Origin of the sequence: Pseudomonas sp. NPDC089408 (genome assembly GCF_044749445.1) — a bacterium.
Taxonomy (GTDB): domain Bacteria; phylum Pseudomonadota; class Gammaproteobacteria; order Pseudomonadales; family Pseudomonadaceae; genus Aquipseudomonas.
The window spans coordinates 103,044-116,895 of sequence record NZ_JBIVHY010000011.1 but is presented as its reverse complement, the minus strand read 5'-3'; the positions used below and the strand labels follow the sequence as shown (position 1 = coordinate 116,895).

The 13,852-nt window shown below is 63.0% G+C and carries 12 protein-coding genes and 1 pseudogene; 7 read left to right on the top strand and 6 right to left on the bottom strand.

Annotation, left to right across the window (positions count from 1 at the left end; all coding sequences use genetic code 11):
• Window positions 1-68: 68 nt before the first annotated feature.
• The 3 genes from ACIP02_RS18330 to ACIP02_RS18320 all read left to right on the top strand — a co-directional run bounded on the left by ACIP02_RS18330 (window position 69) and on the right by ACIP02_RS18320 (window position 2,418).
• On the top strand, window positions 69-980 hold the full coding sequence (locus ACIP02_RS18330; RefSeq protein WP_400618810.1) for a LysR substrate-binding domain-containing protein: 912 nt from the start codon (window positions 69-71) through the stop codon (window positions 978-980).
• A 100-nt stretch (window positions 981-1,080) separates the two neighbouring features.
• Window positions 1,081-2,061 carry an LLM class flavin-dependent oxidoreductase gene (locus ACIP02_RS18325; RefSeq protein ID WP_400618807.1) on the top strand — a complete coding sequence of 327 codons (981 nt, stop codon included), beginning with the start codon at window positions 1,081-1,083 and terminating at the stop codon, window positions 2,059-2,061.
• A gap of 144 nt (window positions 2,062-2,205) precedes the next feature.
• A complete protein-coding gene (locus tag ACIP02_RS18320) occupies window positions 2,206-2,418 on the top strand; it encodes a cold-shock protein (RefSeq protein WP_016499620.1) in 213 nt (70 codons plus the stop codon).
• Window positions 2,419-2,486: 68 nt separating this feature from the next.
• On the opposite strand, the gene ACIP02_RS18315 is transcribed toward ACIP02_RS18320, so the two are convergent.
• Window positions 2,487-3,584 carry an alkene reductase gene (locus ACIP02_RS18315; protein ID WP_400618803.1) on the bottom strand — a complete coding sequence of 366 codons (1,098 nt, stop codon included), beginning with the start codon at window positions 3,582-3,584 and terminating at the stop codon, window positions 2,487-2,489.
• Window positions 3,585-3,870: 286 nt separating this feature from the next.
• Here ACIP02_RS18315 and ACIP02_RS18310 point away from each other — a divergent pair, with 286 nt between their 5' ends.
• On the top strand, window positions 3,871-4,602 hold the full coding sequence (locus tag ACIP02_RS18310; protein WP_400618799.1) for an RHS repeat-associated core domain-containing protein: 732 nt from the start codon (window positions 3,871-3,873) through the stop codon (window positions 4,600-4,602).
• Between the two features lie 51 nt (window positions 4,603-4,653).
• Here ACIP02_RS18310 and ACIP02_RS18305 read toward each other — a convergent pair whose 3' ends face one another.
• Together ACIP02_RS18305 and ACIP02_RS18300 are read right to left on the bottom strand one after the other, a co-directional pair.
• Entirely contained in the window at window positions 4,654-5,664 is a 1,011-nt protein-coding gene (locus ACIP02_RS18305) for an aldo/keto reductase (protein WP_400618796.1), read from the bottom strand.
• Window positions 5,665-5,736: 72 nt separating this feature from the next.
• Window positions 5,737-7,257: an FAD-dependent oxidoreductase gene (locus tag ACIP02_RS18300; protein WP_400618793.1), complete on the bottom strand. Its 1,521-nt coding sequence runs from the start codon at window positions 7,255-7,257 to the stop codon at window positions 5,737-5,739.
• 167 nt (window positions 7,258-7,424) lie between these two features.
• Here ACIP02_RS18300 and ACIP02_RS18295 point away from each other — a divergent pair, with 167 nt between their 5' ends.
• Entirely contained in the window at window positions 7,425-8,273 is an 849-nt protein-coding gene (locus ACIP02_RS18295) for an RHS repeat-associated core domain-containing protein (protein ID WP_400618790.1), read from the top strand.
• A 148-nt stretch (window positions 8,274-8,421) separates the two neighbouring features.
• Here the strand turns inward: ACIP02_RS18295 and ACIP02_RS18290 are convergent, their stop codons facing one another.
• Window positions 8,422-9,750, bottom strand: coding sequence for an MFS transporter (locus ACIP02_RS18290; RefSeq protein ID WP_400618787.1), 1,329 nt, complete (start codon window positions 9,748-9,750; stop codon window positions 8,422-8,424).
• 163 nt (window positions 9,751-9,913) lie between these two features.
• Between ACIP02_RS18290 and ACIP02_RS18285 the strand changes: the two genes are divergently transcribed.
• Entirely contained in the window at window positions 9,914-11,011 is a 1,098-nt protein-coding gene (locus ACIP02_RS18285) for a sugar diacid recognition domain-containing protein (protein WP_400618784.1), read from the top strand.
• 255 nt (window positions 11,012-11,266) lie between these two features.
• Complete coding sequence (locus ACIP02_RS18280) at window positions 11,267-12,433, top strand: glycerate kinase (protein ID WP_400618781.1); 1,167 nt, start codon at window positions 11,267-11,269, stop codon at window positions 12,431-12,433.
• A gap of 107 nt (window positions 12,434-12,540) precedes the next feature.
• Here the strand turns inward: ACIP02_RS18280 and ACIP02_RS18275 are convergent.
• Window positions 12,541-12,782: pseudogene (locus tag ACIP02_RS18275) on the bottom strand (LysR family transcriptional regulator); the annotation flags it as partial.
• A gap of 58 nt (window positions 12,783-12,840) precedes the next feature.
• Window positions 12,841-13,851 (bottom strand): site-specific integrase, encoded by a 1,011-nt coding sequence (locus ACIP02_RS18270; protein WP_400618779.1) that lies wholly within the window; start codon window positions 13,849-13,851, stop codon window positions 12,841-12,843.
• Window position 13,852: the final 1 nt, after the last annotated feature.

Genomic DNA, 13,852 nt, shown 5'->3' with positions numbered 1-13,852 from the left:
CTGTGCAGCGCTTGCAATTAGCAAATACGTACCCATTTACAGCGGCCTACCCGCTTCAGGACCTACTCATGGAACCCAACCGCTTCGGCGACATCGCCGCCTTTGTCAGCGCCGCGAAGGCCGGTAGCTTCACCGCGGCCGCCGCCAGCCTGGGCCTGACCCGTTCGGCGGTTGGCAAAAGCATCGCCCGCCTGGAAGCGCGCATGGCCGTGCGCCTGCTCAACCGCACCACGCGCAAGCTGAGCCTGACCGACGAAGGCCTGGTGGCGTTCGAGCGTTGGCGGCAGATTCTGGACGACCTCGACGAGGTGGAAAGCACCATGGCCCAGCGCCGTGGCAAACCCACCGGCACCCTGCGCCTGACTGCGCCGCTGTCACTGGGCCAGCGCCATGTGTTGCCCATCCTGGACCAGTACCTCAAGCAATGGCCCGAATTGCGCGCCGACATCCGTTTTACCGACCGTTTTGTCGACCTGGTCGAGGAGGGCATCGACGTTGCTGTGCGCATCGGTGCGCCCAAAGAGGATTCGCAGCTGCTGACCCGTACCGTGGCCTGGCAGCAGTTTGTCACCTGTGCTTCACCCGCGTACTTCGAGGCGCGTGGCGTGCCGCAGGTGCCCGGTGACCTCTACGGCCACGACAAAATCGCCTTCCTCGCCGGCGAGAAGGCCATGCCCTGGCGCTTTCACACCGAAGCCGGCCTGCACCTGTGCGAAGACCCCGGGCGGCTGAACATCGACAGTTCCGAGGCCATGCTTGACGGTGCCCGGGCCGGTTTCGGGCTGATCCACCTGCCCACCTACATCACCGGCGACGACCTGCGCGCCGGCACCCTGGTGGAAGTACTGCAAGCCTACCGGCCACCGGCAGACCCGATTCGTATCGTGTACCCGAGCAAGCGCCACCTGTCCCCGCGGGTACGCGGCTTCATCGACCTGCTGGTGGCCAGTTGGGAGGCGGGCGTGCCCTGGGAATCCTGATTGGGGACTGTCAGGCCCCTATGCCGGGCCTGAAACCGGGTTTATCACTGGCGGCGCAGCCGGGAAACTGGCAGCCACTGATAATCCCTCTGGAGACCCCATGACTGCACTGTCCGTACTGGATCTGGTCATGATCGGCGAAGGCAAGACCTTTGCCGACGCGATCGAAGAATCCCGCCAACTGGCGCGGCATGTCGAGCAACAGCACTACAGCCGTTACTGGATCGCCGAACACCACGACATGCCGGGCATTGGCTCGGCGGCCACGTCGCTGGTCATCAACGAAGTGGCCAACGCCACCCGGCATATCCGCGTCGGTGCTGGCGGGATCATGCTGCCCAACCACGCACCGCTGGTGGTTGCCGAGCAGTTTGGCACCCTCGACACTCTACACCCGGGCCGTATCGACCTTGGCCTTGGGCGCGCGCCAGGCACCTCCGGGCCCACCGTGCGTGCCCTGCGCGGCGCCGCGCCGGAGCGCGACTTCAGCCAGGACATCGCCGAACTGCGTGATTACCTGGCCGACAATGGCAAGCGTAGGGTGCGGGGTGTGCCAGGCAAGCACGAGGTGCCGGTGTGGATCCTCGGCTCCAGCCTGTTCGGCGCCGACCTGGCAGCAAAGCTTGGCCTGCCGTATGCGTTCGCCTCGCACTTTGCCCCGCGTTACCTGCTGCAGGCGATTGCCCATTACCGCGCCAACTTCCAGCCCTCGGCACAACTGGCCAAGCCGTATGTGATGGTTGGCATGAACCTTTTCGCTGCGGCCAGCGATGCCGAAGCGGATTACCTGGCCAGCTCCCACCGCAAGTGGATGCTCGACCTGCATGTCGGGCGCTTTGGCTTGTTGCCCAAGCCGCAGGAAGGCTATGTCGAACACTTGCCGGAGCATGAGCGCGCGGTGCTGGAACAGGTAATGGCCTGCACCGTGGCCGGTGGCCCTGAGCGGGTAAGGGAAGGGCTGCGCTCGCTGATCGAGCAGACCGCGGCAGATGAGTTGATGATCGACTGCCGTATGCATGACCCGCTGGCACGGCAGCGGTCGCATGCCTATGCGGCGCAGGCCTTGGCTGATTTGCTGTAGTGCGCACGGTGTGGGCGGTGTGCAGGCCTACTGGGAGAAATGCCAGTGGCCAGATTGCTCCATATCGCCCACTCTATAACGTGCAGAGGCCGGTCGATTGACATGGCCACTTCGCGCACCCAACAGCATTCGAGGATTCAGAGCATGTCCAACAGACAATCCGGTACGGTCAAATGGTTCAACGATGAGAAGGGGTTCGGCTTCATCACCCCGGATGGCGGTGGCGATGACCTTTTCGTTCACTTCAAAGCCATTGAGTCGGACGGTTTCAAGTCGCTGAAAGAGGGCCAGAAGGTCTCTTTCGTTGCTGAAAAAGGGCAAAAGGGCATGCAGGCTGCACAGGTGCGTGCCGAGTAACAGCCCTACGCGTGTGCAGCCGACCTTTGGTTGGTTGCACACGCCAGCTAAAAACGGCCCCGTTTCAATCAAGCCTGCTTGAGGAATGGATAATCCGTATATCCCTCAGGCCCGTTGGCATAGTCGAACTGCGCCCGGTGCTCGTTCAGCGGCGCCTGCAGCCGCAGCCGCTCGACCAGGTCCGGGTTGGCAATGTAGCTGCGCCCGAATGCCACGGCATCGATCAAGCCGCGCCCGATCAGGTCTTCGCCTTTCTCGGCAGTATAGGCACCGGCGGCAATGATCACCCCCGGGTAGGCCGCACGGATCGCTTCACGGAACTCGTCGCGCAGGGGTTTGCCACCGGCCCAGTCCGGCTCGGACAGGTGCAGGTAGGCCAGGTTGCGCTTGGCCAGTTCGCGGATCAGGTACAGGCCTGCGGCCTCCTGGTCTTCGCCATTGTCCACCCCATTGAAACCACCCAGCGGGAACACCCGGATACCGACACGTTCGGCACTCCAGTTGGCAATCGCCGCATCGACCGCTTCCAGCACGATGCGCGCACGGTTTTCAACGCTGCCGCCGTAGCGATCGTCGCGCTGGTTGGCGCTCGGGGTAAGGAACTGGTGCAGCAGGTAACCGTGGGCAGCGTGTAGCTCGATAAAATCGAACCCGGCTTCACGGGCGTTGACTGCTGCCTGGCCGAAGTCGGCGACGATCTCGGCAATTTCCGCTTCGCTCAATGCACGCGGTGCCGAGGTTTCGACTCGTATCAGGTTGCCTTGCTCGTCACGCAGGGTTGTGCGCGCGCCGGCTGGCAGTGCCGAGGGGGCCACCGGTGCTTCGCCGCCAGGCTGCAGCGAGGTATGCGACACCCGCCCGGTGTGCCAGACCTGCACGGCGCTATGGCCGCCGTCGGCGTGGATACCCTCGTTGATGTGCTTCCACGCTGCGATCTGTTCGGCGCTGTGGATGCCCGGCGAGCCGGAGTAGCCCTTGGCCTGGAAGGAGATCTGCGTGGCTTCGGTGATGATCAGCCCGGCGCTGGCGCGTTGGCGGTAGTACTCGGCCATCAGCGGGGTGGGGACGTCACCCGGCTCCAGGCTGCGTAGGCGGGTGAGTGGCGCCATAAACACGCGATTGGCCAGGGTGAGGGGGCCGATTTGCAGCGGTTGTAGCAATTTCATCGCAGCTCCAAAGGAGGAAAACCATTGGGGCGCACGATACCGGGATGATTGGGGAAAGGGGGGACCGGGAGCCCGGCGTTGGGCTCCCCAATCAACAAGCATAAGTTTAAGTCAACGTGAACTGGCAGTTCTAACAGTTTCGGGGCAACTTAAAACCATCCACAATTAAGGTCTCAATGTTGCTGTGTCTTGTAGGTTTCATAGCGAGGGCGGGGCGATGAATAAGCCAAATATGATAACAGAGTCGTCCCGTCACGGGCAGGGTCATAGCACTAGCAGTATCACCATGCCTCGCGCTTATACTGCATATGGTTATTCAGGCAATGCCCGCACATGTACGTTGCTCGGGTTTAACGGTCAGGCGATTGATGCGTTTCTTGAAAGCTATATTCTGGGTAACGGAGTTCGTTGCTATCACTGCTCGCTCATGCGTTTCGCCAGCCCGGACAGCTTCAGTCCATTCGATAAAGGAGGGTTGAATAGTTATGCATATTGCGGGGGTGATCCTGTAAATCGTGTCGATCCTAGCGGTCATTCGTCTGCTAGAATTATTCGCTACCGAAATCGTGCCCCACTCCGTCGTCCCCTTAGTCGACTGGCAATAGATTCGATTGATGACCCGACTTTACTGGCAACCAGTACTTTTATTGACCTGTCTACCACTTCCGTAAAATCACGACGTACATCAGCTCATCAGGTCCAGTCGGAACGTACGGAGCGACTCGCGAGGAGACCCTGGGACGCTGGTTCGGAAAAAAAGCATTGGGATGATTTTTCCAAGCAGCTTGATATCAATGAAATGACTCCGGAAAAGAGAGCGAAGGTTGTTAATGAATTTGTGCAGCATCAGCTTATTAAAGAGGTGGGTAAGGAGGGAAAAGTGATCAAGCAGAAGATGGCGCTGACCATGCTCTGGCAGTTGGGCTACGGTGCTGATGTTACTCAAGGATGGAGTGCCAGTGTCACGGCTGATATTCTGGCACGTAATCAAAACGCTGTGAGAGCGTTTGTAAGTTAATGCCTTAAGGCCAACTAAGCTCACAAGCGCACCGGAGAAGATTGCAACGTGCTAAGGCCTTGCAAGCCGCCCAGTCACATAATGCCCCACATCATTGAACCCCGGCGTCGACGCATGCCCCGGCGTCACCAACGAATCGATGAACGCTTCATCCTCCGCCGTGATCTTCACCGCCAGCGCACCGCCATAGGTATCCCACTGTTCCTCGGTCCGTGGCCCGACGGTCGCCGAGCTGACCCGCGAGTTGTTCAGTACCCAGGCAATGGCAAACTCGACAATGCCTACACCCTTGGCTTCGACATACGCCTGGATCTGCCGGGCAATGGCCAGCGATTCCTGGCGCCATTCCACTTCCATGATGCGCTTGTCCTGGCGCCCGGCGCGGCTGCTGGCATCCGGCACCGCACCCGGTGCGTACTTGCCACTGAGCACACCACGCGCCAGCGGGCTGAACGGCACCACACCCAGGCCATGGGCGGCAGCGGCAGTCAGTTGTTCGGGTTCGGCCTGGCGGTTGACGATGTTGCACAACGGCTGGCTGACCACCGGTTTGGGCACACCGAGGCGCTCGGCAATATGGCAGACCTCGGCAATGCGCCAGCCACGGAAGTTGGACACCCCCCAATAGCGGATCTTGCCCTGGCGCAGCAGGTCGCCAATGGCCTGAACCGTCTCTTCCAGTGGCACCTTGTGGTCTTCACGGTGCAGGTAGTAGATATCCAGGTAATCCATGCGCATGCGGGTGAGCGTGGCTTCCAGGCCGTTGAAAATGTGCTTGCGCGACAACCCGCTACGGTTGGGCAGGCCGTCGGCCGGGCCGAAGCCGACCTTGCTGGCGACGATCCAGTCCTGACGATAGCGGGCCACCGCTTCCCCGACAATTTCTTCCGAACGCCCGGCGTTGTACACGTCGGCAGTGTCGATGAAGTTGATGCCCTGGTCCCAGGCCTTGTCGATGATGCGCAGCGCGTCTTCGGTGCTGGTCTGCTCGCCGAACATCATGCTGCCCAGGGTAAGGGCGGAAACCTGCAGGCCACTGTGGCCGAGGGGGCGGTAGATCATACGCGGTAGTCCTTTTGCAGTCGGCTGATTTCCCTGTTTTACACACAACCGGCACGCATTGAAAGGCGCCCCTCAGCCGATTAGCGCCATGGCCTCCTGCAGGGTCAATGGCCGCTTCATGCGCTGCGACAGCGTCGCCATGGCATCGGAATAGCCCTTGGCAATCACTGCCTCGACCCGCTCATCTACACACTGCAGGGCAATGAAATCACCTTTCTCTGGCTCGCTAACGAACTCGATCCGGTTCCAGTCCCGCGCGTGTCCCAACACCTCGTAGGTGCGCCCATGCTGATAGGTCCAGAAGAACGGCACATCAGCATAGCGGCGCTGTTCGCCCAGCATGTTGGCGGCGGCGATCACCCCGTGCTGCTGGGCCAGGCGCCAATGTTCGATGCGCACCGGGCGCCCCGTGAGCGGGAAGGTAGCGATATCGCCCGCCGCCCACAGGCCATCGGCAGCACGCATTTCTGCGTCGACCCGCACCGACTTGTCCTCGCCCAGCGGCACACCCTGCAGGAAGGCAGTGGCCGGCTTAACCCCCGTGCCTAGCAAGACCAACGGCGTTTGCAGGCGCTCGCCGTTGGCCAACAGCACGGCTTCGACCTTGTCCTGGCCCTCGATCTGCTCAACCTCGGTGGGGCCATGGAAGGTGACCCCTTTGCGTTCATGCAGCTCGCGAATGCTGCGGCCGATGCGCTCACCCAGCTGCCGCGCCAGCGGGACTTCGTGGCGAGTGACAAGATGGACCTGTGCGCCGTACTTGCGCAGGGCCGAGGCGGCTTCCAGGCCGATGTAACCATCACCGACGATCACCACCGGTTGGCCAGGTTCGGCGGCATCCAGCACCTGGGCGGCATCCTCGCGCGAACGCAGGGTAAACACCCCAGGCAGGTCGACGCCGGGCAGTTCCGGGCGCAGCGCTTTGCCGCCGGTGGCCAGCAGGCAGGCGTCGTACTCAATTTGCTCTCCGTCGGCGAGGGTAAGTTGGCGCTTCTGGCTGTTCAAGCTGCGGACCTTGCCGTGTCTACGTTCCAGTTGGCCTTTGCGCAGGGCGTAGGCTTCTAGCAGCGCGGGGACTTCATCGGGCGCCATCTGGCCGGCGATCACGAATTTGCTCAGCGAGGTACGGTCATAGGCTGGCTGGCGCTCCTGGTCGACCCACACCAGTCGGCCGGAGAAGCCGTGGTTGAGCAGGGTGGCGACTGCAGCGCTGCCCGCAGCGCCGGCACCAACGACTACAAAACAGCGGGCATCGCTGTGCCTGGGCGGCTCGATTGCCGGCAACGGTTGGTCGTCGACCCACACTTCATCACCCTTGACCCAGGCCTTGTAACGGCGCAGGTCAGCCAGTGCCGGAGGTTCGCAAACCATGCCGTCATCAACCGCGAACGCGGCTTTGTGCCAGGGGCAGACCAGCTGGCCAGCGCAGACCATGCCTTCGTCGAGCGGCGCGCCGGCATGGGGGCAGTTGCCTTGGTAGGCACGCACCTGGTCGCCCTGGCGGACGACGATGAGTTCTTCGTTGCCGGCCTGGACGCGCAAGGGGCGGTGTTCGTCGAGTTGCGCCAGGCGGGCTACGGCGTGCTGGGTCATGGGGCGTCTCCAAAGGGGGCCTTTGGTACCATTTGACGCCCGTGGTGGGCAGTAGGTGCGCCGATCTGACGATCGGAGTCGCGTTTGCACTACTGGCACTTCTGCCAGTTTCAGTTTGCCTCACGTTTAGCCATCCTTTCATTTTGCGGTGCTACAAGGAGCCGGCCATGCTGCTCGCAGTGGATATACAACAGTCAGTGATGGGCGCCACGGCTTACACTGCATATGGATTCAGCCCGCGGAGCGACGTTGCCTTGGGCTTTGTCGGCGAGTGGTGGGACATCGCAACAGAGGGCTATTTACTTGGAAATGGCCAGCGTTTGTATCGACCGGAGTTGATGAGATTCTGCAGCGCTGACTCTATTAGCCCCTTTGGCAAAGGCGGACTGAACAGCTATGCATACTGTCAGTGCGACCCCGTAAACCATGTTGACAGAAGCGGTCATGATTTTGTGCGCACGCTGCAGCAGTTCTTCAGTGGGGTCACAGGGTTGATAAACACTGGCATGTCGGCGCTCAAGGTTGCTACGCCCATTATCAAAAGATCTGTTCAGGCCGCGCACCTGAACATGACACCCGAGCAGTACCTTGCTTCCCCCGATCGTATTCCCGAATACCCTACGCTGGCTCGCTCCGGCAATTCAGTTGCAACGCTATCAGGGGTCGCGGGTTTGATCTTGTCCACGCCACCGGGCGTTGTAGCGGCCTGGCAAGCGCAATCGTCATTTTTCTCGATGGCTTCGTCGGGGACGCGACTGGTGACCGGAGGAACGGGCATGGCAGGTCGAGGAATGCAGGCCTGGAGCTCCAGCGCCAGGACGCTTGCGGATATCAAACAGTACAAAATCAGCCACGCTCAGCTTGCAGGAGAGGTGGGGAAAGAGATGTTCGGGTGGAACCTGCTACGTGGAAGGGAATCAGGCATTGTTCATATTGAGCTGCCTGAAGAAATGCGCAACATCCGGAACATGCCGGCCACTAAAGAACTCTTGGAGGTCATGGTCACCACCGTCTAGCGACAATGTCTGCCTGAGGAGCGGCGGGGATAGGAAGTTTTTGTGTGGCGTGGAGGGCCTCTTCGCGGGTAAACCCGCTCCCACAGGATCGCCACATGCCAGAACATTGTGGTGTCCCCTGTGGGAGCGGGTTTACCCGCGAAGGGTCTTAATTGGCCCGGGCAGAACTCAGCGCACCGGCACGGGTGACGCGCAACGCAACCAGGCTACCCACCACGATCAGTACCGCCAGCGAGTACAGCGCGGCATCGGTGGAACCGGTCTGATCCTTGATGAAACCCACCAGGTACGGGCTGAGGAAGCCTGCCATCTGCCCCACCGAGTTGATGATCGCCAGGCCCGCCACGGCGGCACTGGCGCTGAGCAACGCCGTCGGCATCGGCCAGAACATCGGCAAGCCGGTGAGGGCGCCCATGGTGGCGATTGACAGGCCAAGGATGGCGATGGCCGGGTTGCCCGAGAAGTTCACGGCGATCAGCAGGCCGATAGCGCCCATCAGCATCGGCACTACAAGGTGCCAGCGGCGCTCGTTGCGCAGGTCGGCGGAACGCCCGCAGAGGATCATGAAGACGCCAGCCAGCAGGTACGGAATGGCGCTGAGCCAGCCAATCAGCAGTGGGTTGTCGAAGCCCATGCCCTTGATGATCGATGGCAGCCAGAAGTTGATTGCGTACACGCCGCTCTGTATGCAGAAGTAGACGAAGCCGAAGGTCCAGATCAGCGGGTTGGTCAACACGGCCAATACACTGTCGCCGGTGGTGTTCGGCTTGCTGGCGGCGTCGGCCTCCAGGTCGGCTGCGATCAGCTGGCGCTCGGCCGGGCTCAGCCAGGCGGCTTTCTGGTAGCCGTCACTGAGCAGGAACACCGCCAGGATACCCAACGCCACGGTCGGCAGGCCCTGGATCAGGAACATCCACTGCCAGCCGGCCAGGCCATGCTGGCCGGTGGCGAAGTGCTCGAGGATCCAGCCGGAGAACGGCCCACCCAGCAAGCCGGACACCGGGATGGCCGACATGAACAGCGCCATGATGCGCCCGCGCCGAGCAGCCGGGAACCAGCGCGAGAGGTACAGCACCACACCCGGGAAGAAGCCCGCTTCGGCGGCGCCGGTGAGCAGGCGCAGGGTGTAGAACTCGGTGGGGGTGGTGACGAACAGCAGGCAGGTGGACAAACTGCCCCAGGCAATCATCATCAGCGCAATCCAGCGCCGCGGGCCGAAGCGGTTGAGCGCCAGGTTGCTTGGCAGGCCGCACAATACGTAGCCGATGAAGAAGATGCCGGCGCCAAGGCCATACACCGTTTCGCTGAATTTCAGGGCGTCGAGCATCTGCAGCTTGGCAAAGCCGACGTTGACGCGGTCCAGGTAGTTAAACAGGTAGCAGATGAAAATGAACGGAATCAACCGCAGGGTGATGCGCCGGTACAGCGCGTTGCGGGTGGTGTCCGTGCCTTGGTCAGGGGCGGGGCTGTGTGCCATGATCGGGTTCTCTGTTGTTATGGTTGTCGCCGCGTCGCCTGTTCCGGCGCTCGCCCTGACGAGTCTCGGGGACTGCGGCGTGCCTGTCTTTGTGCTTTTGCACAGTGCTTGCCCCAGGCTGCTGTGCCCGGGCCCAAAAGCCTAACACCCAAAGGAACACGCAATGTTCGAACTCGACCATGACCTGGCACAGGATATCGTTGACCGGGCAATGGCCATTCTGCCGTGCAATGTCAATGTCATGGACAGCCAGGGCCTGATCCTGGGCAGTGGCGAGCCGGAACGCATCAACACCCGCCACGAGGGCGCGCAGCTGGTATTGGCCAACGGCCGTATCGTCGAACTGGACGTGGATGCAGCCAAATGCCTGAAGGGCGTGCAGCCGGGGGTAAACCTGCCGTTGATGCTCGATGGCCGGCTGATGGGCGTGCTCGGCCTGACCGGCGACCCGCAGCAGGTGCGCACTTACGGCGAACTGGTGCGCATGACTGCCGAGATGTTGCTGGCCCAGCGCCATTTGCAGGCTGACCAGCAATGGCGGCGGCAGCGCTGTGACGACTTGCTGGCTTTGTTGCTGGGCGGCAGCGGTGATTCTCCGCGCTTGCTCGATGAAGCCCGGCAACTGGGCCTGAAACCCCAGCTAGCGCGGGTGCCGTGCCTGTTCGAACTGGCCTCTGGGCCAGCCGCCGAGGCGCTTGCGGCATGGCTGATCAGCCGTTACCCGGACAGCTGGTGCGTCAGCCCGGCGCGCCAGTCGTTGCTGTGGTGTCGCCCAGCAGGGGCAGCGCTGGATGAAGCGCGCCTGCTGGAGCGCCTGCAACGGCACGGCTGGGAGGTGGAACGGCTGGCCCTGGGCAGCACGGCGCAGAGCCTGGAGCAGTTGCGCCGGGGTTACCGGCGGGTACGTGATTTGCTGGCCTATGGCCGCGAAGTATTGCCGGGTGAGCGCCTGCTCAGCCTGCAACGCTACCGGCTACCGGCATTGTTGTGGCGCCACCGCAACGATGACGCGCTGGATGAGCTGCTGGAGCCATTGCAGCGCATACGTGCCAGGGACAGCAGCGGCCAGTTGCTGACCACCTTGCGTGCCTGGTGTGCCCATGACGGCCAGAGCCAGGCCTGTGCCGATGCCCTGGGCATCCACCGCAACAGCCTGCGCTATCGCCTGGAGCGGGTTGCTGAACTGGGCGAGGTTGACCCGCTGCGGATGGAAGGGATGCTGAGCTTGTATCTGGGGTTGCAGCTGCTTCCAGCTGATTGAAGCCTGTTGCGATCGTTGTAGGAGCGGCCTTGTGTCGCGATCGGGCCGCAAGGCGGCCCCGGCAATGTTCGCTTTGATGCCGAGAGTTGGCGGCCGCTTTGCGGCCCGATCGCGACACAAGGCCGCTCCTACAGATGATCCCAGCAACCCGCGAAGGCATCTGCCCAAACAACCCGCCCGGCGTTTTGTGCATTTGACCGAGGCCACCTTGGCAGCCACCTGTCAGCATGCGGCCATCAGGACAGGAGAATCGCCATGAAGATCGTCATTGCCCCCGACTCGTTCAAGGACAGCCTCGATGCTGCCGGTGTTGCCCGCGCCATCGCTGCGGGCCTGGCCGAGGCGTGGCCGGACGCGCAGTTGGTCGAGTGCCCGATGGCCGACGGCGGCGAAGGCACCATGGACGCGATCCTGGCAGCAAGCCATGGCGAGCTGCGTCGCCAGACCGTGCGTGGCCCGCTGGGGCAAAGTGTCGAGGCTGGCTGGGGCTGGCTGCCGCAAAGCCGCACGGCAATCATCGAGATGGCACAGGCCAGTGGCCTGCAACTGGTGCCAACCGGCCAGCGTGATGCCTGCCGCAGCAGCACCTGGGGTACCGGTGAGCTGGTTGCCGCCGCCTTGGCGGCCGGTGCGCAGCGCGTGGTGCTGGCCATTGGCGGCAGCGCCACCAACGACGCCGGAAGTGGCATGTTGCGCGCCCTGGGCCTGCGCCTGCTGGATGCCGAAGGACAGGCGCTGGAAGAGGGTGGCCTGGCCTTGGCCAGGCTGGCCCGCATCGACGCCAGCGACCTCGACCCACGCCTGGCCGAGGTGCAATTCGAAGTGGCTGCAGACGTCGATAACCCGCTGTGCGGGGCCAACGGTGCTTCAGCGATCTTCGGCCCGCAGAAAGGCGCCAACCCGCAGCAGGTGCAGGCACTGGACCAGGCGTTGGGGCATTTCGCCGACCACTGCGCGCAACTGCTGGGTGAGGATGTACGTGACTACCCCGGTTGTGGTGCCGCCGGTGGCATGGGCTTCGCCGCCCGGGCGTTCATGGGCGCGCAGTTCCGCCCGGGGGTAGAGGTGGTGGCCGAACTGGCCGGGCTCGACGCCCTGGTGCAGAGCGCGGACCTGGTGGTGACGGGTGAGGGACGCTTCGATGCGCAGACACTGCGCGGCAAGACGCCAATGGGCGTGGCCCGGGTTGCCAAGCGCCATGGCGTGCCGGTGGTGGTGCTGGCCGGAACCCTGGGTGAGGGTTACCAGCAGTTATATGCCCAGGGTGTCGATGCCGCCTTTGCCCTGGCCAGTGGCCCGATGAGCCTGGAGCAGGCGTGTGTCAATGCCGCTGAACTGCTGCAGGCGCGGGCCTGCGACATTGGCCGCCTGTGGCGCTGCGCGGTAGGAGCGGGTTCACCCGCGAAGAAAGCGACGCGGTGAATGGCACCGGCTACGCCAGTGTTCGCGGGACAAGCCCGCTCCTACAAAGGACTGTGTTGGGCTGAATCGAACATGGCCATGACGATCTGCTCATCGAGCAGCAACACCTTGGCCTGGGAGGCCGACGGCATCTCGCGGATGGTCAGTTGCACATTAGGGTAGGCCTCGCGAAAGCGCCGCAAGCTGTTCAGCAGCGAGTCGTAGTAGGCGACGGAGATAGCCGTGATGGTGAGGTTGCCGCTGCCCCCGCAGAAACGTGGCGGGCGTACTCTATGCCTTGCTCCAGCTCTGCCAGGGTGCGGTAAGCGGTGTCGAGAAACGCCGCGCCCGCAGCGGTCAGGCGCACCCCGATGCGGGCGACCTGCACGCCATTCGCCCGGAAACCGGCGGTGTCGCCCGGCACAGTTTCAGGGAATAAGCGCTTGCGCCTGGTTGGCCGGTAATACAGCCAGCTCGCCAAAGCGCTGCGCCGCGTCGATGTAACGCAGCGCCGATTTGGCGTCTTTCCAGCCCACGTAGCTCATCAGCGATTTCAATTCCCAACCATTGGCGGTGGCCCAGGTGGCAAAACCGCGCCGTAACGAGTGGCCGGTATACAGCGACGCCGGTACCCCGGCACGTTCCAGCATGCGCCGCAGCAGGCCGACCAAGCTGTTGCTGTTTAGCGCGCTGTCGCCAAGGTTGCCCCAGCGGTCGAGCTTGCGGAACACAGGCCCATGGGCAATGCCGGCAACCTCCAGCCATTGCAGGTAGGCCGTGACCGGGCACAAGGCCTTGAGTGCGGGGGTGCGGTGCTGCACGCCCAGTGCTTCACGGTCACCCTTGCTGCGCGGCAGGAACAGGGTAATGCCAACACCGGCCTCGGCCTGGATGTGCTCGACGCGCAGGCGCGCCAGCTCATCACCGCGAAAGCCACGCCAGAAACCCAGTAGCAGCAGTGCGCTATCGCGCCGGGCCCGGCGCAGGGCAGCCAAATCATACTGTTCGCGGGCCGCCCGCGCCTCTTCATCAAAACACGCCACGGCGGTTTGCAGGTGTTGCAACAACAGCGGCGCGGCCTGTTTCGGCGGTGTCGGGTGCAGGGTGCGGATGCCGCGTAGCACCTGGCGCACCAAGGGCGCCTTGGTCGGGTCGGGGAAACCTTGTGCCACGTGCCATTGGCTGAGCGCGGCCAGCCGTTGGCGCAGGGTGCTGACCGCGTGCTGGTTGGCGTGGTCGGCCAGGTAGCGGGCGATGCTCTCGGCAGTGGCCGGCAGGAAACCGCCCCAGTGGCTTTCGAAGTGTTCGATGGCGGCCTGGTAGCTGCGCCGGGTATTGTCTCGGGTGGCGGCGCGCAGGTAGCGCTCGATGTCGGTCATGGTGCAGGTGGTTTTGGTGGGTGAAGGGTACACGATAACGCGTATCAGCAGGCAATGCATG